Below are 23,837 nucleotides of genomic sequence, written 5' to 3' on the forward strand. Positions count from 1 at the left end.
TATGAAAACAATTCAAGCATATAAACAAAAAGGGCAAGAATGGAAGTATTTACAAGACAATCAGCACTTAAATAATCCATTGGTGTTGGTTTTTGCAAATAGAATGTTACTTGAAAAAGAGGAAATTGTTGATGATATAAGAAGAGAATTTCCGTATGAACACATAATATTTGGTTCTACTTCTGGAGAAATTATAGATAGTAATGTATTTGATGAATCTATAGTTGTAACAGCAATAGAATTTGAAAGAAGTTCGTTTGAAATTAGAACCCAAAATATTTTAGATCATAATAAAGATGCAAAAAAATTAGGAGAATCCTTGTATAATAGTATTCCTAAAGAAAATTTAAAACACTTATTTGTTCTTTCAGAAGGTAGTTTTGTAAACGGTAGCTCATTAATTGATGGTCTAGAAAAAAACATTCAAAATGCAATTCCTATTTCTGGAGGAATGTGCGGAGATGATGCCAAATTTGAAAAAACATTAGCTTCTTATAAAGTAAATCCAAAAGAAGGAGAAGTTGTTTTGATTGGATTCTATGGGGAAACCTTAGAAATTTCGTTTTCTAGTTTTGGTGGTTGGTCTACTTTTGGACCAGAGCGAATTATTACTAAATCAGAAGCTAATGTTTTATATGAAATAGATGGCCAACCTGCATTAGATTTATATAAAAAATATTTAGGGGATAAAGCCAGTCAATTGCCTCAAGCTTCATTATTATATCCTTTAAATGTTACACCAATAGGCAAAAACGAACCAGTTGTAAGAACTATTCTTAGTATAGACAATGCAAAACAATCAATGATTTTAGCAGGAGATGTTCCAGTAAATTCAAGAGTGCAATTAATGATGGCATCAGTAGATGCAATAGCTGAAGGAGCAAGTGAAGCTGCTAAATTAGCCATGAAAAACAGAAAGAGCGAACCTCAATTAGCACTTTTGGTAAGTTGTGTGGGCAGAAAATTAGTAATGAACCAGCGAGTTGAAGAAGAAATCGAAAGAGTACAAGAAGTTGTAGGAAAAAAAACAGCTATAACTGGGTTTTATTCCTATGGAGAGATGGCTCCATTTTCAGGTAATACATTTTGTGATTTGCATAATCAAACTATGACATTAACCCTCATAAGCGAATAATGAATTCACTATTAAAAAGACAAATAGACAAATTAATTAAGCCAGAACTTTTAAAAGATTTAACTCCTTTTTTAAAAGCAATAAATGACTCTTATGAAAACTATGAGGATCAATTAAGTATGTCTCAAAGAGCAATGAAAATTAGTTCAGATGAATTGTTTGAAGCTAATAAAAAATTAAGAGAAGAAGCAAATAATCTAAAAGAAGTAAATCAAAATTTATCAGCCGTATTGACTTCTATGAACTTAGATGCGAATAAACTAGCAGATGAAAAGGAATTTGATCAAGCAAAATATCTTAAAAAACAAGCTTTAGAAATCGTTGCAATTAATAATCAGAGAGAACAATTATTAAAGAACCTAGAAATTCAAAATGAAGAATTAAATGAGTATGCACATGTAGTTTCTCATGATTTGAAAGCTCCATTAAGAAATATAGATACTTTAGTTAATTGGATTATAGAAGATAATAAGGAAAAAATTGGAGATGAATTTCTAAATTCGTTAAATCTAGTTCTTTCAAATGTAGAAAAAATGGATTTATTAATAAAAGGGATATTAGATTATTCCACAATTGATAAGTTAGAATCTGAAGAGAGACTTTTAAATATTAATATGCTAATTGATGAGGTTTTAAGAACAATATTAATACCAAATAGAATAGAAATTAAGATACATAAAAACCTTCCTAAAATTTTTGGAAATGCATGGCGTTTTAAACAAATTTTCCAAAATTTAATTCAAAATGCAATAAAATATAATGACAAAGAAATAGGATTTATTGAAATTGGTGCAGTTGAAAAAGAGAATCTATATGAATTTTTTGTAAAAGATAATGGTATAGGTATTTCAAGTAAATATCATGAAAGAATCTTTAAAGTGTTTACAAAATTAGAAAACACTAATTCTTCGTCAGGAATTGGTCTTTCAATTGTTAAAAAAATAGTTCATTATTATAAGGGTGAAATATGGTTAGAAAGCAAAGAAGGTGAAGGAACAACTTTCTTTTTTACAATATTAAAATAATATGGAACAACCTAATACCGATTATATTGATAAATTATCAGGTGACAATCTTGAATTTAGAAATAGAATGATTGAAATTCTAAAAAGAGAATTACCAGAAGAAATTGAAGTTTATCAAAATTTAATTAAAAATAAAAACTATTTATTAACCGCTCAAAGTGTTCACAAACTAAAACATAAAATTTCTATTCTAGGTCTTGAAAAAAGTTATTATCTTGCTGAAAAGTTTGAAGATAATCTTAAAAATCAGTCAGTTTTATTACAAACAGATTTCGAAAATGTATTAAAATTGATCAACGAGTTTGTTAATAATCTATAAAAAAATAAGCAAATGAATTGTATTATAATTGATGATGAAGAAATGGCAAGAGCTATTCTTGTTCAAATGATTTCAAAAGAATCTAACATAAAGATTTTAGCTGATTTTTCAAATGCAATGCAAGCCATAAAATTTCTGAATCAGAATGAAGTTGATTTAATTTTTTTAGATATTCATATGCCAGATTTTACAGGGTTTGATTTTATCCAAACCATAAAAAATCCACCTAAAATTATCTTAGTTACTTCAGATAAAAATTTTGCAATTGAAGCTTTTGAATATGATTGTATAGTAGATTATCTTGTCAAGCCTATTACAGAGGAACGTTTTCAAAAAGCGATTCAAAAAACTACTTCTTTTAAAAAATCAACAATCCTTACTACATCACAACCTGAAGATAATTCTAAAGAATTTTATGTGAACATAGATAGAAGACTAATTAAAATTGATATTCCAAGTGTTACCATCATTGAAGCTAAAGGGGATTATATTTTAATTAAAACTGATTCAAAGAACTACACCGTTCATTCTACTTTAAAGAAAATTGAAGATAAATTACCACAAGATTTATTTTTAAAAGTACACCGATCATTTATTATTAATACAAAAAAAATAATTGATATTGAAGATAATAGTGTTCTGATTGGGAAAGATGTAATACCAGTAAGCAGATCAAATAGACCAGAATTGATGAAGAGATTAAACTTATTATAATTTTTCTTGTCTACAAAAAACTACCTTTCATCTATAGCAATGTTTATGCTGTCTTTTTTAATCCTTTAGCTTTCTTAAAGCTACTACATTTGTTTTATAATTTAATAGTTTTAATTATGAAACAATTGATACTTTTTTTAATTCTATTTATTACTATATTTCTTCAGAAAATAATACTGAAGACATTTTACTTTCAAAAACGAAATGCTTCAAAAACGAATATTATATATTTTTAATAACTGTGAACTTTAAAAATATATGAAGAAAATGATAATTGACTAGGAGAGAATGACGTTATTAACCAGAAAAAGCCGGAGTTATTCTTCGGCTTTTTTAGTTGTAAAAATTGCTAATTAAACAATAATCATTTTAGTATGAAATCAAATTCAGTATATAAATCAAGTTACTTTTTACCTGTTTTGTTCTGTAATAAGATTTTTATTCATCTAAGAAAAATTTATCCTATTTACAGATTAAATATAAACTTATAATATTCATCTACAGTAATTTGTCATTCATCGAAAAGACTCATTTTTCTTCTGTTTTTGAAGCGATATTTGTATTAGTATTAACCTTCTAAAGTAAAACAGTATGATATATCAAATTAACAATAACTAAACGTTTTTTGAGATTAAAGGATTGTTAAATACTCAAAATACAAGTTCAATGAAAACAATTGAAAACATAAAATGACTATTTCATTGAATAAAAGAAATGATATAAAGAGCTATTAAATGTTTAGAATAGCTCCATAAAATGAAAATACAAAAAGTAAAAGGCTTATTTAAAGAAGAGAATGTTTCTGTCTTGAGAAAATATAGTTTAACTTTTATTTCATTGAAGCTAACCAAGAACAATTAAAAATTAGAAATCATGTCACTAATAATCAACGAAAATGCAGGAATATTAGAAATTAACGGAAGTTTGAATGCTCAAAATACTAAATCAATTAAAAACTATTTAGAAGCATTAATTAATCAATCAAGTTTTAGTATTACTATTTCATTAAATAAAGTTGTAGATATTGATAAATCGGGATTCGATACTATTATTAATTTATACAAAAAAGCATTGTCTAAAAACAAGTTTGTTTACATCATTAGTGATGAAAATAAAAAGATAGTGGCTTTATTTCGTTCAGAAAAATTAACAAGTTTATTAAATAGTCAAGTTGCTTAATTGGTTTCACTTTTATAATACCTAGACTATACTAAAATTAGAATAAAAACCAATCGTAACCCTTTTGCCCTAAAGGTTCTTATGTGTTAATCCAAATTATAATAATGTAATTTTGGAATACTGCCCAAAAATAGCACCTAACTTTTTTTTGGGCAGTTTTGATTTTAAGTAGTTTTGTATTGTGGCTTTTAGGTCGCACATATTTGTACTATAAAAATCTTGTTCAAAAAGAATATATTATTTCTTTTATAATGATTTCTTCTGTTTTTCTACAAAACCATCAGCTTGCAATTTTAATAATTCTGTAGCTTTTTGTTTTTTATATTTATAAAGTTCGTTGTCTTCTTTAATATCTGTATATACTTTGTCATATATTTCAGAATCCGTTTTACGATGTAATTCACTTTGGTATTTATTTTGTGCTAAAACACTTTGAAGAGCTAACTCATTATCTTCTTGTTTATAATCATATTCTCCTTTTGGAGACAATAATTTGGCAATAATAGGAGAAGTTTCAATTGCTAGAAATAAAAGCATAATAAAAAAAGAGGGTAGCCATGGTAACTTATCTAAAGCATTTATACGAGCCATTAAACCATCAAAACCTTCAATTATAGGTTGGGTTTCTGTAATTTTTTTATTTAAATCGGATTGAAGTTTTTTTGCTTTGGTTTCAAGTTCAGTTATTTTTCCTTGATTTATGATTTTTAATTCAGCCAATTCTTGTAAAGCAGCATCATGTTTATCTCTTTTTTCTTTATAAACGGGTCCTTTTCCTAGTTTTTTTGTTCCAGCTGTTCCTTCGGCTTCAGTAATATAGACTGCATATAAATTGTTTACTTCTTTTTCTTTTTTTATAATATCACTTTTTAAACTATCTATTTGAGATTTGTTTCTATCTAAATCAGATTGAAAATAGGTGCCGATTTCTTTTTTGTTATTCAAAGCCATTGCATTTTTCTCTTTCAATAGAACAGTATTGATTTCTTTTTCAAAAATTTTGATTTCCAATGGTTTTGAAATAACAATTGCAATTATAATGGCTAAAATTATTCGTGGAGTTGCTTGGATTAGTTCGTCTAAAAAACTATTTCTTTTTTTAATAGTAGAAACAATAAAACGGTCAAGATTAAAAATTAATAAGCCCCAAATTAAACCAAAACCTATAGCGGTAAAAACATTGTCAAAAACGGTGTATAAAGCATAGGAGCCAGCAATGAAAGCCATAACAGCTGTAAAAAAAACAGTAGCTCCTATTCCTGCATATTTGTTTTGTTCTCCATTAGAGCATGATTCGACCAAGTTTTTATCGGCTCCAGAGCAAAGGATAAAAAAGTTTTTTAACATGATGATTGATTTTTTTGATTGATGATGATTAATACAAATATAACACCAAATGTTTCATATTATTGTTAAAATGTTGATAATTAGTTAATTTAAATAATTAAATCCGTTTACTTAGATAAACGGATTTAGTTTTGGTATTTTAAATATTTATAAAACAATACCAATAATATTGTCATCCTGTTTTACCAATGTAATGGTTGGTTGGGCCATTTCTTCTTTTTTAGGAAATGCTTGCAGAAATCCTTCTTTAGTATATAGACTTACTTGATGATCTTGAGGGAATTTTTCACTTCTTGCATTTTTATATACAAAACTGTTAGTAAAATATACAAAATCAGATTCATTATATTTATCCAATTCAGAGTTAGAAATGTTTTTTCCATTAATCCAAACGGCAAAGTTCCTAGAGTTTTTGAAAGCTTCAAATTCTTCAAATGATATGAGTTTTTTTGCAGGTCTTTTAATTGTTAAGAAATAATGTCTTTCTAGTGTTTTTTTATCATTGTCTGTTAATTCAGAAAAGTTGCATTCTTTTAGTATTTTTTTTGCTTCATTTTTTACTATAAAAATGGTGTTTTTAAAATACTTTTCAATATCTGTTTTTTCTGAAAAACTAGTTTTTGCACTTTCGTTATTAATTACATTTTCGATTACATTAGTTTTACTGTTCTTTTGAATTTTATTCTTCGTTTGTGCAATAGTTTTGAAACATAAAAAGAATACTAAGCATAAAACGATTGGAGCAATTACTATTTTTTTTAAAATAGATTTTCTTTTGGATGTGGTTTTTGTCATCATAATAAGACGTTTTTTAGTGATTAAATAATTCAAATTACTGGCCAAGTAATATGTTTTGTTTTCATTTGTGTCTAATAATAAAGATTGATAAGACGAAACATTGGTATGCGTTTTTAATACATTTCTATCTGCAATAAATTCGTGATTGAGCTGTATTGATTTTTTGTATAAAGAAAATATTGGATTAAACCAGAAGATAGCTTTTAATATCTCGATAAATAAAATATCATAACTGTGTTTTTCATTTACATGTGTTAATTCATGTTCATATAATTCATTTTCAATAGTTTTATTATTATGGGATTCTTTGTTTAAAAAAATATAGTTTAGAAATGTATGGGGAACTGTTTTTTGATCTAACAAAACTAATATGGCTCTTTTATAATTTACTTTTTCATTAGATTGTATAGCCTTTTTGAAATAAAATAAATTTTTAAAAAATTTAAAAAATGAAGCTAAAGTAATGATTGTGTAAAAACTCCATATTATTGTAGGAGTGTAATCAATAGACACTTTGATAGGAATTTTATTTTTTGAATAACCAATAATAGGAATGTTTGTAGGTAAAGAAATAGCTTTAATTTCTTGTGTAATTTCGATAGAAATAAATGGAATTATGAATGAAATTAAAATTGAACCTAATAAGTAAAATCGATTAAACTGATGTGTCTTTTCAGTTTCTAAAAATAGACGATAAAAAAGTAAAAATACAATTAAACCAATTGTTGATTCTATAAGGAAATTGATCATTTTTTCTTTTTTTGAAGTTCTACATCAATTATTTTTTTTAAATCTTCTAATTCTTTTTCAGATAAATTAGTCGCAGTTGTAAAGAATGAAGCAAATTGTGAAGCCGAGTTATTGAAAAAATTCTTAATTATACTATTAACATGTTTTGAAAAATAATCTGTTTTTTTAACTAAAGGATAATATTCTCTTGAATTTCCATACAATGTATAGGCTACAAAATTTTTATCAGCCATTCTTTTAAGTAAAGTTGCTATAGTTGTAGTAGCTGGTTTCGGGTTGGGATAAGCATTTAATAAATCTTTCATAAATGCCTTTTCTAATTTCCAAAGATGCTCCATTAATTGTTCTTCGGTGCTTGATAGTTGTTGCATTTTACTCTTTGTTTTTAGAATTTGTTCTACAAATATAGAGTAAAATTTTAATTCTACAAGTGTAGAGTTTGTTTTTAACAAAAAACCCTCACAAATTAATGAGAGGGTCTTAATAAATTTATTTTGCGAACTAATTACTAATCACTAGTAACTAATTACTTAAAATTAATATCTGTAATATTCTGGTTTGTATGGTCCTTCAACTGAAACACCAATGTATTTTGCTTGATCCTCGCGTAAAGTTTCTAATTCAACTCCTAATTTTGCTAAGTGTAAAGCTGCTACTTTTTCATCTAAATGTTTTGGTAACATATATACTTCATTTTTATAAGCTGAAGCATTTGTCCATAATTCAATTTGAGCTAACGTTTGGTTAGTAAATGAATTACTCATTACAAAACTTGGGTGACCAGTAGCACAACCTAAGTTTACTAAACGACCTTCTGCTAAAATGATAATATCTTTTCCAGCAATAGTGTATTTATCAACTTGTGGTTTGATTTCTATTTTAGAAGCACCATGGTTTTTGTTTAACCAAGCCATATCAATTTCGTTATCGAAGTGACCAATGTTACAAACGATAGTTTTATCTTTCATTTGCTCAAAATGTGAACCTAAAACAATATCTTTATTTCCAGTTGTTGTAATAATGATATCAGCATTTGCAACAACAGTGTTTAGTTTTTTAACTTCAAAACCGTCCATTGCTGCTTGTAGAGCACAAATTGGATCAATCTCTGTAACGGTTACTATTGAGCCAGCGCCTCTAAATGAAGCTGCTGTCCCTTTTCCTACATCACCATAACCGCAAACAACAACTCTTTTCCCTGCTAACATGATATCTGTAGCTCTTCTCACAGCATCAACAGCTGATTCTTTACAACCATATTTGTTGTCAAATTTAGATTTAGTAACAGAATCGTTTACATTAATTGCAGGAATATGTAATGTTCCGTTTTGCATTCTTTCATATAAACGGTGAACACCTGTTGTAGTTTCTTCTGATAAACCTTTAACTCCCTTAATTAATTCTGGATATTTATCAAAAACCATATTTGTTAAATCTCCACCATCATCTAAAATCATGTTTAATGGTTGACGATCTTCTCCAAAAAATAATGTTTGTTCGATACACCAGTCAAAATCTACTTCATTTAATCCTTTCCATGCGTAAACAGGAATGCCAGCAGCAGCAATTGCAGCAGCAGCATGATCTTGAGTAGAGAATATATTACAAGATGACCAAGTAACATCAGCACCAAGAGCAACTAAAGTTTCTATAAGAACCGCAGTTTGAATCGTCATGTGAAGACATCCAGCAATACGAGCTCCTTTTAGGGGTTGGCTCGCTCCATATTCTGCTCTTAAAGCCATTAAACCTGGCATTTCAGCTTCTGCTAATTCAATTTCTTTTCTTCCCCATTCTGCAAGAGCAATATCTTTTACTTTATAAGGAACGTAAGGGATGGTTTTTGTACTCATCTATTCGTATATTTGTGTTTATAATTTGAGAGTGCAAAGATACATAATTCCTTTTTATTTTTTAAATCATTTTAGGTTTTTTGTGAAATGTCTAACATTCTAATAATTTGAAATTCAGTTTTTTAATTTGTTTATTTGGTCTTAAATATTAGATTTTTACTCAATAATTGCTTAAAAAAGAACAATTTATAACAATGCCTTTTTATAAAAAAATCGTAATAAATAAAACTACTTCTATTTTTATTTGGAAAATTGAAGAGGATTTTAACACGTTGTTCCGTCAGGTTCAATTGAAAGATGTTTCCTTGGCAAGGTTAGAAAGTATGAAATCGGAAAGTCATCAAAATGGGTTTCTTGCCGTTCGAATGTTGCTACAACATATTGGATATACAGATTTTGATTTGTATTATGATAATTTTGGTAAACCTCATTTAAAAGATGGTAAGCAAATTTCAATAAGTCATTCATGTGATTTTTCTTCGATTTTAATAAGTAGTACTATTACAGGAATTGATCTCGAAGTTTTAAAAGAAAAAATTGTAACTATTGCTCCACGATTTATGGACGTGAGGCATTTGGAAGGACTTAATAATGTTGATAAAATTAAAAAGGCAACGGTTATTTGGGGTGTTAAGGAAAGTATTTTTAAAATTAAAAATGAGAAAGGGATTAGTTTTCCTCAACATATTTTTGAGAAAGAATTTCATTTAGATGATAATCGAGGTATTGCGCAATTAAGATTTAATAATATAATTGAAGAATATTGTTTTCAGTTTGAATTTGTTGAAAATTATGCCTTAGTTTGTGCTTTTCAAAACAAATAATGACACAAATCTACCAAGAAATAGTTGATGCTAAAAAACAAAATAATAAATTATTAGCTATCCTTTTAGATCCTGAAAAGCTAAAGATAGCCGATATTCAGGCTTTGTGTTTGAAAATAAATAGAACCAAAGCTACTCACATTCTTGTTGGAGGAAGTACTTTTAACGGAAATTATTTAGATGAGTTACTTATAGAAATTAAAAAACATTCAAAGTTACCCATTCTGCTTTTTCCTGGAGATTATAAACAAATTTCTGATGAAGCAGATGGCATTTTACTATTAAGTTTGTTGTCAGGAAGGAATCCGGATTATTTGATAGAACATCAAATTAATGCTGTTCCCTTACTTAGAAAAACGAAATTAGAAATTATACCTACAGCTTATTTGCTTATAGAAAGTGGTTCTCAAACAGCTGTTGAGAGAGTTAGTTTAACTAAACCAATGGATAGAAGCGATAATGAATATGTGGCTCAAACTGCAAAAGCAGGCGAGTTTATGGGAAATAAACTGGTGTATCTTGAAGCAGGAAGTGGAGCTAAAATAGCAGTTTCATTAGAAATGATTAAAGTAGTTTCTACTGCAGTTCAAGTTCCTTTAATTGTTGGTGGTGGTATTCGCACAAAAGAAGCTATTGAAAAAACTTTTCAAGCGGGTGCTGATATGATAGTAATAGGAACCGCTTTTGAGACAAATAATTCCTTTTTTGATTTATGATAGATTTTTTGTTTTCACAATATAATGATTATCCTACACAAGATATTATTTTAGAAATTGTCGCTATTATTTTTGGATTGGCAAGTGTATTATTAGCTAAGAATAATAATATTTTTGTTTATCCAACAGGCATAATTAGTACTGTAATTTTTGTTTATTTACTTTATAAATGGGAATTAATAGGAGATATGCTTATTAATGGTTATTACACAACAATGAGTGTTTATGGATGGTATCTTTGGACGTTGAAAAAAGATAATCAAGAAGAGTATCCCATTTCAGTAATGAAAAAACAAGAAGTAGGTTTAGGAATTGTTATTTTTTTAATAACTGTTTTATTCGTTATCTTAGTGTATCATTTTTTTGATAAATTTACAAGTTGGACAGCTTATGTGGATACATTTACAACAGGTGTTTTTTTTGTTGGAATGTGGTTGATGGCAAAACGAAAGATAGAAAACTGGATATTGTGGATTATTGGAGATATTATTTCAATCCCTTTATATTTTTATAAAGGATACACATTTACAAGTTTACAATATTTTGTTTTTACAATTATTGCAATTTATGCTTATAGAGAATGGAAGAAAAATTTAGCAAATTAGATTTAAAACAAATAGAAGAGAAAGGCATCCCAATTGCTAAAATAGAAAAGCAACTTTATTTTTTTAAAAATGGAATTGCTAAAATCAATCTATTAAGATTAGCAACTAAAAATGATGGGATTTGGGTTTTAAGTGGAGAAGAAAAAGAGAGGTATATTCAAACTTTTAATCGTAAAGTGAGTCTTTTTGATATTCAAAAATTTGTTCCAGCTTCTGGAGCAGCAAGCAGAATGTTTCAATTTTTGTCAGAGTTTTTAAACGAATATGATTTTGAGAATGAAACCATAAATGCATATATCAATAGAAAAAAATCTAGTGAATTATCGGTTTTTTTAATTGGATTAAAAAATTTTCCTTTTTATCAAGACTTAAAGAATAAAACGCTATCTATATATTCAGAAGTATATTATAGTAATGATAGAGATAGGAAAGATTATTTTTTAATTAAAACACTTTTGTCAAAAGATTATTTTGATTTTGCCAATAAACCAAAAGGAATTTTGCCTTTTCATAGAAAAGAAAATAAAATTACAACACCAGTAGAAGAACATCTAAAAGAAACCATTTTTTATAAAACGGATAATAAAAAAGCAAAAATTCATTTTACTGTTTCTGAAAACCATTTAGAGTATTTTAAAAAGATAACGGATAAAGAAGATTCTGTAGAAGTTAGTTTCTCCTATCAACAAAGTTATACAGATACTCTTGCGGTTAATAAAGACAACACTCCTTTTAGAAATGATGATGGCACCTTACTTTTTAGACCAGGAGGACATGGTGCTTTGATAGAAAATTTGAACCAATTAAATGTGGATATTATTTTTATTAAAAATATTGATAATGTATCTCAAAATCATGTTTTTGAAATCACTAACTACAAAAAGATATTGGGAGGCATTTTAATTTCTGTTCAAGAAAAAGTTTTTCAATTTTTAAAATTAATTGAAAAAGGCTCTTTGACAGATCAGAAGTTAAGTGAAATTAGTTTATTTGCTAATAAAAAACTTAATGCTAATTTGCCGACAGATTTTAATAAATACAAAAAATCGTATCAAAGTGAAATTTTATTCAAAATATTAAACAGACCTATTCGAATTTGTGGAATGGTTAAAAATGAAGGAGAACCAGGAGGAGGACCGTTTTGGATTAAACATGAAAACGGAACTATTTCTTTACAAATTGTAGAAAGTTCACAAGTTGATTTCAACAATGATCAACAGGTTGATATATTTAGAAAATCAACCCATTTTAATCCAGTAGATTTGGTTTGTGGTGTTAAAAACTATAAAGGTGAAAAATTCAATCTTTTAGATTATGTAGATGAAAATATGGGTTTTATTGTTGAGAAAACTAAAAATGGGAATCCTATAAAATCTTTTGAATTACCTGGGCTTTGGAATGGAGCTATGGCATTTTGGAATACCATTTTCGTAGAAGTTCCTTTGTCAACTTTTAATCCTGTTAAAACAGTTAATGATTTATTAAAGCCAGCTCACCAACCTGAAAATGAATAAGGAAATCATTATAACTGAATTAAAATTTAAAGCTGTTCGAAGTAGTGGTGCAGGAGGTCAAAATGTAAACAAAGTTTCTTCAAAAGTTGTTTTAACATTCGATTTAGAAAATTCTATAGGACTAGATGTAGAAGAAAAAACTTGTTTAAAAGAAAAATTGACTACAAAATTGACACAAGATGGTATTCTAATTCTTACTTGCGATGAAGATAGAAGTCAATTAAAAAACAAAGAAATTGTTACAAAGCGATTTTTTAAGATAATAATAGAGGGTTTAAAAGTTCCAAAACCTAGAAAGGAAACAAAAGTCCCTAGAGCTGTTAAAGAAAAGAGACTTTTAACTAAAAAAACAACTTCTCAAATAAAACAAAATCGAAAAAAACCAAAGCTTTAAAAAAACTTCTGATTTCTGACTTTTGACTTCTAACTTTGTATTACCTTTGCACCGTCTCAAAGGGGTGCTCTAAATTACGAGCTGAGATTATACCCATAGAACCTAGAACAGGTAATGCTGTTTAGGAATTTAAAATAAATGAGATTTATTCTGGCAAAGAATTTATCAAAGTTTATTTTTAGATTATCAATTTTTAATTTTTTAACAAAGAATAATTACCCCTTTTATTCGTATTTATTTTTACGAATGAAAACTTTATTCACAAAAAACGCAAAGTTCAAAGTACAAAGTACGAAGACTTTTCTTTTCTTTTCTTTTCTTTATTCTCTATTCTCTTTTTCCCAAGAAATAGAAAAAGATTCCACAAAAATTACAAAATTAAAAGAAGTTGTGCTTTCCTCTGTAAGAGCAAAAGACAAAAACCCAATTACTTTTACCAATATTTCTAAGGAAGAAATTGCAAAGAGAAATCTTGGACAAGATATTCCAGTATTATTAAATTATCAACCTTCAGTTGTTACAACTACCGATGCTGGAAATGGAATTGGATACACCTACATGAGAGTAAGAGGTTCAGATGGTTCTCGTATTAATGTAACATTAAACGGAGTTCCTTTTAATGATAGTGAAAGTCATGGAACTTTTTTTGTAAACCTTCCAGATTTTGCTTCTTCTATAGAAAGCGCTCAGCTACAAAGAGGTGTTGGTACTTCTACTAATGGAGCAGGAGCTTTTGGTGCTAGTTTAAATATGGAAACAAAATCGTATCAAGAAAAATCTCATGCTGAAATTGCTAATTCTGTTGGAAGTTTTGGCACTAGAAAACATACGCTATCATTTGGTACAGGTTTACACAATAATTTTGAAATAAACGGTAGATTATCTCAAATTGCTTCTGACGGTTATATTGATAGAGCTTCAACGAATATGTTTGGTTATTTTTTAAATGCTAATTATGTAAAAGAGAATACCTTAATCAAGTTTATTGCTTTTGGTGGAAAAGAAAAAACTTATCAATCTTGGTATGGTTTGGAGGACGAAGAAAAGTTAGAAAATGATAGAACTTATAATATTGCAGGGATTTATTATGACGAAAATGGAAATGTACAATTTTATGATAATGAAACAGACAATTATTGGCAAAATCACTTTCAATTGCATTGGTCTGAAAAATGGAATTCAAAATGGAATTCAAATGTTTCCTTACATTATACTTTAGGTAAAGGATTTTTCGAACAATACAAAGAAGACGAAACATTAGCAGAGTATAATTTGCCAGATTTTAATGGGAATTCGGTATCAGATTTAGTGAGAAGAAGATGGTTAGATAATGATTTTTTCGGAGCTACTTTTACTTTAAATTATGATAGTCAAAAAACAGATTTCCAAATAGGAGGTGCAGCTAATAGATACCTTGGAAAACATTACGGAGAAGTAATTAAGACGCAGTTTTATATTCCTAATGCAAATCGTTATTATGATAATTTTGGAAACAAAGATGATGTTAATGTTTATAGTAAAGTTTCTCATGAAATTATTGATAAATTAAGTGTCTTTGCTGATTTACAATATCGAATGGTTTTTTATAACGCTGATAGTTTCCGATTTGATGATGTAAATGATGCATTCCGTTTTTTTAACCCAAAAGTTGGATTGAATTATCAACTGAATAGTACAAACATGTTTTACGGATATTTTGGTATAGCAAATAAAGAACCAAGAAGGGATGATTATGAAAATGAAAATTCGAAACCAAAGTCAGAGCGTTTAAATGATTTTGAACTAGGTTGGAAATACAATACCAAAAACATTAAAATCAATACTAATGCTTTTTATATGGATTATAAAAATCAATTGGTCTTAACTGGAGCTTTAAATGATGTTGGTGCTCCAGTCTTTACAAACAGTGGTAAAAGTTTCCGTTATGGTATAGAAATTGATGCACAAATTAAAGTGATTGATAAATTATATTTTCAACCCAATGTAACCGTTAGTCAAAATAAAAACAAAGATTTTTATTTTCAACGCGATGGAGAATTACAAAATTTAGGAGATACAAATATTGCTTTTTCTCCTAATCTAATTGCAGGAGGTAATATTGCCTTCTTGCCTTTAAAAGGATTACAAATTTCATTATTGTCTAAATATGTCGGAAAACAATATATGGGAAATATCGATTCAGAAAAATCAGTTTTAGAAGCTTATTTTATTAATGATTTAAATGTAAATTATGAGTGGAAAATTAATAAAGGAATAAAGGCCATTGTATTTTCAGGATTAATAAACAATATTTTTAATGTGGAATACGAATCTAATGGCTATTTTTATACTTATGATGATGATTTTTCAAACCCATCAGCAATAATAACTGTTGAAGGAGCTGGTTTTTATCCACAAGCAGGAACTAATTTTTTAGTAGGTATGACTGTTAAATTCTAAGTAAAATAGTAAAATACAAGTATAGGAATGACTAATTATTTTTGTAATTAGTCATTTTTTATTTTATAAGTTTTCGGCTAAAAACACAAAATCACTATTTATGATGATTTATGATTGTAGAATTGAGACTAGTTTTGTTCCAAATAAATTTAAATAGAATAAAACATGGGATTAGCAGAAAAACGTTTAGCAGAAGGAATTAAAACAGATTCTTTACCAAAATTTGAATCAGAACTTCAAGAAGTAGCTGGATATCCAATAAAAGTAGATATTAATTGGGATACCTTCACCGCTTTTGATTCTTATCCATTGAGCAGATTGGAAAATTATGTTTTCAGTGATGTAAAAGATGCAATAAAAAAGATTTGTCAGGATGATATGGGAAGAGAAGCTTTGAAAGAAAAGTTAACATCCATTCATATTACTAATACAGACAAACCAGAAGCATTTAACATAGAATTAAAAGATGCCACTTTATATCTTACAGAAAGATTATTTGGTGATACTTTTAGTAATCACATGACTAATATGATTGTGGATTTTATTGAACCACAATTATAATGAAGTTATCATTTCTACAAAATTCACCAATATTTTTAATACTAGAATAGTGTAAAGAAATGGTAAATTTTACTAAAAGTACAAATGATAGTTCCAGTTTTTCAAAACTGGAACTATTGTTATATACCAATATTAGTATTGAAGATAAAAAGTTGATTTTAATAAAAATTAAAACAAACAATTAGAATAGGTTTTTAATTTAAAAGTAAAATTTTATGAAGTATAAATTATTAATGCATCTAGATGGTGTAAATCAAGTAAAAATATTTAAGCATCAGACAAATGGGTTATATACCAATGAATGGAATTTTTCTTTGAAAGGAGATGATGAACCTATTGTTATGAGTGAATTTTATAATGAAAATCAATTTGCAATTATTAATTCTGATGGATGGATTCGTTTGTTTGATGCTGACAAAAAAGAGTTATTATTAGATTATAAATTGAATGGTGATAATGATGCTAAAGCGATTTTTTCAATCGATAAGTCTAAAATATATATAGCATTTAGAGATAAAGATTATCAGGCTTATTTAGCAACATTTGAAATTAAAACTTTAAAAGTTGATTTGCAAGAAATTCAAGATTATAAAAGTAATTTAGAAATAAGGAATGATGATTCTTTACTATTTTATAAGATTGATTGGGAATATATAAATAAAAAGGAAAAATATACTCATGGTTTTACAGTATATAATTCTATTACAAAAGAAAGTACATATTATGATTTGCCTTATGCTCCCAGTTCATCATTTGGTGAGGTAAAACCATTTATTAGTACTCAAAAGAACATTGGGATAATGCCATATTATGGAAATGTTGATGTTAAAAAAGGAAACAATGAGGAGTTGCTTTTTGATTTTAAAATAATGCTATTTGATTTAAATACTTTTAAATATGAACTGTTATCTGTTAGAGATTTTGAACAAAACCAATTAGATCGTTATGTAAATTATTGTAGTGAATTGGTTTCAAAATTTTTGAATCCTAACGATGAAGAAGACTATAACGATGCAGTAATAGAATTTTGCGATAACTTGAATTCGATTGAATTTGTAGAAGATGGTTTTTGGCTCTGTTGGAGAAGCGGAGTTTTAAGAAAAGTATATGATGATAAAACACTTTCTCCTTTACTGGTAACTTCTGAAATGTCTAATGCGAATATGGCAGGAATGTTTGAGTTTACTACTTTTCACGCTTATATACATAAAATAACAGATAAAAAGATTTTTCTTTCTGAACATACTGATTATTATGTTTTTGATTTACCTGAAATTACAAATCAAAAAAGCGAAATGTTAATTCCAATTTATTTGAAGAAAATTGACTTGGAAGAAATCGATAAACTAACCTATAATAAGGAAAATGATAAGGAAATTTCGAATCTCGGCAAAATAATTATTGAGGTAAATGATTTGTCGAAAGAGGAAGATCTTATAAACGCTTTACAACAAATTGAAAATAAAATTTCTAATATAGAAGAATTAGGAATAGGAACTAAATTGGTTTTTCATTTAGAAGATAAAAAAGGAACTGTTTTAAATGAAAAGGATTTTTTTGAAGTTGTAATCGGTTTTGAACAAGCACCAGAAAAAGTTAGGTCTATAATTGAAAAGTTTTGTCACTATTCTAAAGCTCGCTATACTTATAGAAATGAAGAGGAAACCGCTCTTTGTTATGCAGTTTTAGAATTAGCCAAACAAGGAGAAAAATATTTAAATATTGTAATTCAATACTTATCAAAAATAGATTTAGATCATGATGTTTTTAACATAGAAAATCTACTTCCATATTTAGAACAGCAATATACTAGAGATTTTTTAAAGAAAAACATAAAATTAATTTCTGAAGACTTATTAGAATGGTATGAATATTATTGTGAAGAATTTGAATAATATTTATGTTGATTATTTAGAATAAGGGTTCTATAAATGCAAAGTAAAGATATATGAATAAATATAATATTAAAAAAGTATTTGAAAATGCTGTAAAACAAATAAATGAGTTTGCAAAACATCATAAAGAAGAGCATTTTTATGCCTTTGCGATAGATAGTGGTATGCTATGCTTAAGTAGCGAAGAAGGATTTCATAAGATTGTTGAAAAATACAGTAGAAATTGGCAGGAATCAAAAGAAAAAGCAATATTAAGAGAGGATTTATTAGATGATGAAATAGAAATTATTAAAGAAGAATATAAGTTTTGTAGAAAAAGTGTCAATGGTAAGGAACATTTAGATAGCAATAAAATTACTAATCTAGAAGAGTATATTAATTATTGGTTAAAGATTGAAAATGAGGTAAGAGCAGATAATTTTAATAAAGGAAATCCATATATTGAGGAAGAACGTATTACAGCAATAAAATATAAAACAGGAGATTGGCCTTATCAAGGTTTTGGAAATTTAAATTTTGAAAATGATGAAATTCCTTATGAAACAGAAGAAGAAACTACTCAATATCAGGAATATGATGAATTTATAAATAATCTCCTTGAACTTTTTGGTAAAAATAAAGATATAGTTTTTTCACAATTAAACTGTACTCCAGATTTTAAAATAATAAAAACGAGACATGATTATTAAAAACAGGGAATAGACAAACATTACTGTGCTTAATGAAACCATAATTATGAAAAAACTTTTTTTATGCATTCTTTTCACTACAACATTATATTCGCAAAATAAAAATATGAGAACTTATCAATATGATCAAGAGATTTTAAATAAATCGGGTCAAAGACATGGAACACTTGTACAAACCAGTTATTTATACGACTCGTTAGCCTATAGTCATATTTATAATAACGGAAAATTAGTAGAAACCACTGATTATCGTTTTCAAATTGATAACAAAAAAGAATTGGTAGGGAAATATAAAGATGATTTACCTTATGAAGGTTATTTTGTCTATGAAAATGAAAATGAAATTGCTGAAATTGCCTATTATGAGAAAGGTGTTTTCCAATTTAAATATACTACTACTATTATAGAAATGATGACTCCTGAAATGACAGGAATGAAACCAAAAATGATTAAAAATACTTATAAAGAGGAACAACTTTGGCAAGGATTGAATCATAAAGGATATAAAATGGATGGATCAACCCTTCTGGCAACTGAATATTATGAAAATGGAACGATTACTAATGTTGATCTTTGGATTTTAGCTATCCATTATGCTGAACTTGTAAAATTAAAATTCCTGCCAAATGGTTATGAAATTTATAAAGAGGCAATAATAGACCCAGAAGGTGATCCACAAAACGACAAAAGACCAGCAAGTATTTTAGTACAGTTTACAGATATTGATAATGGAAACGTTAGTTTTAGTATAGATAATAAATTAATTGGAAAACATCAGTTTAGTAAACAAGTTGTTTCAAAAGGAATGCATTTAGTTCCGGGAGTTATTATTTATTCTTTAGCGAATGATAATACACTTTTAGTAACTACTAAATCTGATTTTGAAAGTAATATTGCATTGGATGAACAAGATTATAACCCTAGCATAATGGTGATGATTTATCAGAATTTAATCTATAAATCAATTCCTATGTTTTATGCAACACTTGAAAATGACTATACTGAAATTTTAAAAAATTATGAAGAGATTCAAAAAACAATTTTAGTTTTAAATAAAGATAAAAATCCTCTAAATGGATATCTTATAGAAAAAGAGGATGTATATTATAAGTATTCTCAATATGAAAATTCAAATGTTGTTGCAACAAAAAACAAACTTACACTTGAAGAAATTAGAAAATTACTATTTGAGGAATAGAGGCTATGTTTTTATTCTTTTTTGGTTAACCAAAAATCGACATATTCTTTTGGCATAAGATGGTCTGGTAATTCTGCATCTGGATCTAAACCAATTATAGACTTGTTAAGTTGCATTAACTTATTGAAAGTCTCATAATAGCTTTCTAAAATATTAGTATTGTTTTCTGAATTTTCAGGTTCAGAACGATACATACAAGCTAAGGTAGCTAACTGAATTTGTAAAAAATTAATTTCATCAATTTTACCCTTATTCATCAAAATCTCTTTCACTATTTCAGAAGTATCTCCTTTTTTTTGAGCTTCTTGTGCTAGAGAAAAAGCTCTATTTTTATTTTTTAATTTATAGTGCATTTCAGCTTTATTAGCAATATAAATAGCCATTTCAGGAACTAATTCATTTGCCTTTTCAAAATAGGATAATGATTCTTTATATTTTAAATCTTGATCAAGTAAACAACCGTAATTATTATAAATATGTGCTAAAGCTCTAGTGTCATGAGATGTTTTCTCAATAAAATAAGCTTCTTTATCGTAACAAGCTTTTTTACCATGAATATAAAATAACAATCGAGCTTGGTAAAAATAGAGCATTCCATCATTTGGGTTTTGTTTAATGGCTAGATTGCAAATTGTTTCTGCTTTTGTGTACTCTTTTTTTTCCATCAACTCATAAATTTGATTATAAAGATGATATCTCTGCTCTGTTTTTTTATTTTCTTTAATTTTCTTTTTAATGTCAAGAAGGGATCCATTATCTATGCTTTTTTCCCAATGTTCAAATTCAACGAATTTATCTTCTGTTTTTATCTTCAACAAAATAGAGGAATTTTCAATGTTTACAGTTAAATCTATTTTAAAAATAGTACTAGTATTTAGCATTAAGATGTCGTATAGTTTTTCAGTATCTATATGTATGTTTAACCACCTCGTTCGGTTGAAAGCATCACAATAGAAAACCAATTGTGTAGGTAAAACATTTTGTGTGATAGTTTGCTTTATTTTTAAATCTGTGAATCTGTCTCTTAGAGGTTCGTTGTTATTGCAATCATAAACACATATTAAATGTCTATGTGACAAATCAAAATTTAATGTATAATTAAATAATTTTTGTTTTATTTCTTCTCTTTTCTTTATTCTTTCTCTGGTTTCAGTGTCTAGTAATAATGGAGAAAAGATTTCTTTGTTTTCAGAAGAACCTATTATTTCTTTATACTCGTTATTTTTTTTATCTTTTAAATTGTCCTTTTTTAGGGTTATTTCCACAAGTAGTTTTGAACCTGTAAAAAGTTTAATTTTTCCTTTTTCATAAAAATTAATAGACAAAGGTTCTGTTTTTTTGCCTCTAAGTGTTTTGGATTTATTTAAAGGATATTTGTTTTCTTCAAAAATAAGTTGGTTATAAGGAAAAATAATTTCATCCTGATAATAGGTGTCTTCAGAAATAGAGTAATAGGCAATCTTTACTAAATTTGTATTTACAGGAACATACACTCTTTCGTTAAAAGCAGGAAAAAAAAGTATTTTATTTCTTTCGGCAATGTCTAGAGATTCTAGTGTTTTTTGAGACTCAAATTCTCTATCTTTTTTAAAAGTACACTTTGCTATTCTTTTTTTATTAAAGTTAATAAAATGAATTTCATCTATTTTAATTAAAAATTCTGGATCATGTTTAATGTGTAACGAAATTTCTGTATAGTTTACTGCTTGAGAATATATCAAATAATTATATTTCGCATATCTAAAGACATAGTATAAAACTGGTAATCCAAATACAACAAAAGCCCAAATATAAAAGGCTATATCATTAAACACAGTTGTTTTTTGATATTGGACTATTAAATAAGTACCTACATTAGCAATAGTTAGTATTGAAAGAATACCTAAGTAACTAGGTAATAAAGACAATAAAACTATGAATCCAGGTATTCCTGTAGAGCGACCATTGTAATTATTTCCATTTGGAGTTGCATTTTTTAAACCATGAAAAAGCAAGTTTATGAAAAAAGAACCTAAGAGATATAAAAAGCAAGTAAAAGGGAACCCTACAAAGTATAAACTAAAATAAGTGATAACCATTGTTGCCAATAGTATAAGTCCAGGAAAAACTACATTTTCATTGAAGCTAAAATAGGGTTCGTTTATTTTTTTATATTGTTTATATAGAGGCGATTCAATTGAAGTTTTCATAACAAGATTACTTTTTAATTTCATTGAAAGGAATAGGCATGGGTGCAGGGTTTGGGAAAAAATTGGAAAGTGAAGTAATTACTTCTATTGCTGCAGATTTCTTATCCATACGGTAATGCTTTATTGAGCCTTCGTCAAAATTATGCGCATTTGCAGTTCTTATTATAAAACAATCTGTCTCTTCAACTATTTCTATTGGGTAATTTATTTCTTCAGAATCTTTTAAATGTTTTGTAAATTGGTTTTTAACAAATTCAATGGTATTAGTATCTTCTTCCGTAGGGAAATAAAATTGTGTAGGATCTTGGGCTATCGTTTTACTAACTAAACTAACTTCCAAATCATAAAGATCGTTCTTAAACTCTTCCTTGTGTCTTAACGGAACGAATTTAATTAACCTGAAAAATTTAATTGTTACTTCATCTTTACTGGCTTTTGATTCAATACTATAATCATCAGGATTAATATTTGGAGTAAATTGTTTTTCTTTTAAGATAGCCAAAGCCATATCAATTAACGGCTTATTATTTTCTGTTTTTATAGTAAAAAAACCATTTACCCTTGTATATTGCTCCTGTAGAGATATATCCTCACGATTGTTAATGGGTAAATTGGACGATTCATAGAAACAAGTTACGTTCCCACTGCTTTTATCAATAAAGTATTTTTTTATCGATTTTTCCGAGATACTGGTAATCCAAAAAGAATCCTCATTTTCTACAATAGTATGTTCCATTTTTGGATTTAAAGGAAGCGGCAACTTATGCTGTATTTCATTTATGATGCTATTGTCTGATTCTGACGGAATGTAAAAAGATGCATCTGACGAATCAAAAGGAAATACTTCTTTAGTAATAATATTAACAGCAAGATCAAAAATCCTTTTTTCATTACTATTTTTAAGTCTTATATAGCGTCTATATTTCACGATGATATCTTTATAATTACCTAAGATTATAATTTCAAAATCTTTTGGATCTATTTTTAAATTGGGTTGTTTGCTTTTTAAGATAGAATAGGCAATTTTTACTATTTCGTCCCTATCACCAAATGATTTATCATCTTCGTCCAACACGATGTAAAGATTCTCTTTGTAATAGTGCTCAAATGTGAGTTGAGTAAGATAATAAAAAGGGTTTACTCCTTTTAAAAAAAACGATTTTCCAGTTTTTTTACTAATTAATGATTTTTGCAAGAAAGGACGTTCTCTTTCATGGATAGCCAAACTTTTATCAACATTTGGAAGATTATTAAAGCAAGAAATCAAATAATAATCTTCATTCTCAGCAATGCTGTATTCTATATCAGCTTCAATTTCCTTAGGCAAAAGATTTTTTTTCTTTAAATTAGTAATAATTTTTTTTTCTTTTTTTGATGTCAAGTAGAGTACTCCTTTCTCATTTTCATTATCTAAAGGAGTAATTTCGTTAGTATTTAAATTTACAGTTATATCATAATGTATGTTTTCAGAAGAATTTGAAATGTAGCGTATTACTCTTCTAAAAATAACTTTAGTTATATTATAACTACCATTCCAAACTCTACAATCAAACTCATTAAAGTCTAAATGTATTTCAGGATATTTTTGTTCTAAAATATCTTGAGCCATTTTAATTAGTTCTGCCTTGCTTTTTGTATCTAATTTTTCCATTTTAGAATCCGTTGAATTGATTTGTGCGTTTAAGAAAAATAT

Annotated in this window: 21 protein-coding genes; 15 read left to right on the forward strand and 6 right to left on the reverse strand. The window is 27.3% G+C overall.

Going from position 1 to position 23,837, the window contains the following annotated elements; all coding sequences use genetic code 11:
- Position 1: 1 nt before the first annotated feature.
- The 5 genes from ACULEV_RS00230 (at position 2) to ACULEV_RS00250 (ending at position 4,372) form a co-directional block, all read left to right on the forward strand.
- The gene (locus tag ACULEV_RS00230; RefSeq protein ID WP_445456682.1) at positions 2-1,135 is read left to right on the forward strand and encodes an FIST signal transduction protein; all 1,134 of its coding nucleotides are present in this window, start codon (positions 2-4) and stop codon (positions 1,133-1,135) included.
- Positions 1,135-2,160, forward strand: a complete 1,026-nt coding sequence (locus tag ACULEV_RS00235) for a sensor histidine kinase (protein WP_445456683.1) — start codon at positions 1,135-1,137, stop codon at positions 2,158-2,160. The genes ACULEV_RS00230 and ACULEV_RS00235 overlap by 1 nt, the downstream gene beginning before the upstream one ends.
- A 1-nt stretch (position 2,161) precedes the next feature.
- Entirely contained in the window at positions 2,162-2,479 is a 318-nt protein-coding gene (locus tag ACULEV_RS00240; protein WP_445456684.1) for an Hpt domain-containing protein, read from the forward strand.
- 12 nt (positions 2,480-2,491) lie between these two features.
- Positions 2,492-3,193, forward strand: a complete 702-nt coding sequence (locus tag ACULEV_RS00245) for a LytR/AlgR family response regulator transcription factor (RefSeq protein ID WP_445456685.1) — start codon at positions 2,492-2,494, stop codon at positions 3,191-3,193.
- 873 nt (positions 3,194-4,066) lie between these two features.
- Positions 4,067-4,372, forward strand: a complete 306-nt coding sequence (locus ACULEV_RS00250) for an STAS domain-containing protein (protein ID WP_445456686.1) — start codon at positions 4,067-4,069, stop codon at positions 4,370-4,372.
- 246 nt (positions 4,373-4,618) lie between these two features.
- Here ACULEV_RS00250 and ACULEV_RS00255 read toward each other — a convergent pair whose 3' ends face one another.
- The 4 genes from ACULEV_RS00255 to ahcY all read right to left on the reverse strand — a co-directional run bounded on the left by ACULEV_RS00255 (position 4,619) and on the right by ahcY (position 9,120).
- Positions 4,619-5,719 carry a DUF4407 domain-containing protein gene (locus ACULEV_RS00255; protein ID WP_445456687.1) on the reverse strand — a complete coding sequence of 367 codons (1,101 nt, stop codon included), beginning with the start codon at positions 5,717-5,719 and terminating at the stop codon, positions 4,619-4,621.
- 147 nt (positions 5,720-5,866) lie between these two features.
- Complete coding sequence (locus ACULEV_RS00260) at positions 5,867-7,267, reverse strand: M56 family metallopeptidase (RefSeq protein ID WP_445456688.1); 1,401 nt, start codon at positions 7,265-7,267, stop codon at positions 5,867-5,869.
- A complete protein-coding gene (locus ACULEV_RS00265; RefSeq protein WP_445456689.1) occupies positions 7,264-7,638 on the reverse strand; it encodes a BlaI/MecI/CopY family transcriptional regulator in 375 nt (124 codons plus the stop codon). The genes ACULEV_RS00260 and ACULEV_RS00265 overlap by 4 nt, the downstream gene beginning before the upstream one ends.
- Positions 7,639-7,803: 165 nt before the next feature.
- The gene (gene ahcY, locus ACULEV_RS00270) at positions 7,804-9,120 is read right to left on the reverse strand and encodes an adenosylhomocysteinase (RefSeq protein ID WP_445456690.1); all 1,317 of its coding nucleotides are present in this window, start codon (positions 9,118-9,120) and stop codon (positions 7,804-7,806) included.
- Positions 9,121-9,314: 194 nt separating this feature from the next.
- On the opposite strand from ahcY, the gene ACULEV_RS00275 reads away from it, so the two are divergent.
- The 10 genes from ACULEV_RS00275 (at position 9,315) to ACULEV_RS00320 (ending at position 19,955) form a co-directional block, all read left to right on the forward strand.
- Positions 9,315-9,944 carry a 4'-phosphopantetheinyl transferase family protein gene (locus tag ACULEV_RS00275; protein ID WP_445456691.1) on the forward strand — a complete coding sequence of 210 codons (630 nt, stop codon included), beginning with the start codon at positions 9,315-9,317 and terminating at the stop codon, positions 9,942-9,944.
- Complete coding sequence (locus ACULEV_RS00280) at positions 9,944-10,660, forward strand: geranylgeranylglyceryl/heptaprenylglyceryl phosphate synthase (RefSeq protein ID WP_445456692.1); 717 nt, start codon at positions 9,944-9,946, stop codon at positions 10,658-10,660. Before ACULEV_RS00275 ends, ACULEV_RS00280 begins: the two co-directional genes overlap by 1 nt.
- Positions 10,657-11,265, forward strand: coding sequence for a nicotinamide riboside transporter PnuC (gene pnuC, locus ACULEV_RS00285; protein ID WP_445456693.1), 609 nt, complete (start codon positions 10,657-10,659; stop codon positions 11,263-11,265). Before ACULEV_RS00280 ends, pnuC begins: the two co-directional genes overlap by 4 nt.
- The gene (locus tag ACULEV_RS00290; RefSeq protein WP_445456694.1) at positions 11,241-12,779 is read left to right on the forward strand and encodes a DUF4301 family protein; all 1,539 of its coding nucleotides are present in this window, start codon (positions 11,241-11,243) and stop codon (positions 12,777-12,779) included. Before pnuC ends, ACULEV_RS00290 begins: the two co-directional genes overlap by 25 nt.
- Entirely contained in the window at positions 12,772-13,173 is a 402-nt protein-coding gene (gene arfB / locus ACULEV_RS00295) for an alternative ribosome rescue aminoacyl-tRNA hydrolase ArfB (protein WP_445456695.1), read from the forward strand. Before ACULEV_RS00290 ends, arfB begins: the two co-directional genes overlap by 8 nt.
- A gap of 246 nt (positions 13,174-13,419) precedes the next feature.
- Positions 13,420-15,612: a TonB-dependent receptor gene (locus ACULEV_RS00300; protein ID WP_445456696.1), complete on the forward strand. Its 2,193-nt coding sequence runs from the start codon at positions 13,420-13,422 to the stop codon at positions 15,610-15,612.
- A 165-nt stretch (positions 15,613-15,777) separates the two neighbouring features.
- Positions 15,778-16,173, forward strand: coding sequence for a hypothetical protein (locus ACULEV_RS00305; protein ID WP_445456697.1), 396 nt, complete (start codon positions 15,778-15,780; stop codon positions 16,171-16,173).
- 215 nt (positions 16,174-16,388) lie between these two features.
- Entirely contained in the window at positions 16,389-18,068 is a 1,680-nt protein-coding gene (locus ACULEV_RS00310) for a hypothetical protein (RefSeq protein ID WP_445456698.1), read from the forward strand.
- A 53-nt stretch (positions 18,069-18,121) separates the two neighbouring features.
- Positions 18,122-18,757, forward strand: coding sequence for a hypothetical protein (locus ACULEV_RS00315; RefSeq protein WP_445456699.1), 636 nt, complete (start codon positions 18,122-18,124; stop codon positions 18,755-18,757).
- Positions 18,758-18,803: 46 nt separating this feature from the next.
- The gene (locus ACULEV_RS00320) at positions 18,804-19,955 is read left to right on the forward strand and encodes a hypothetical protein (protein WP_445456700.1); all 1,152 of its coding nucleotides are present in this window, start codon (positions 18,804-18,806) and stop codon (positions 19,953-19,955) included.
- 11 nt (positions 19,956-19,966) lie between these two features.
- On the opposite strand, the gene ACULEV_RS00325 is transcribed toward ACULEV_RS00320, so the two are convergent.
- Together ACULEV_RS00325 and ACULEV_RS00330 are read right to left on the reverse strand one after the other, a co-directional pair.
- On the reverse strand, positions 19,967-22,144 hold the full coding sequence (locus tag ACULEV_RS00325) for a tetratricopeptide repeat protein (RefSeq protein WP_445456701.1): 2,178 nt from the start codon (positions 22,142-22,144) through the stop codon (positions 19,967-19,969).
- 7 nt (positions 22,145-22,151) lie between these two features.
- Positions 22,152-23,795, reverse strand: a complete 1,644-nt coding sequence (locus ACULEV_RS00330; protein WP_445456702.1) for a hypothetical protein — start codon at positions 23,793-23,795, stop codon at positions 22,152-22,154.
- Between the last annotated feature and the right edge of the window lie 42 nt (positions 23,796-23,837).

The sequence above is a fragment of the Flavobacterium sp. HNIBRBA15423 genome (assembly GCF_052655965.1).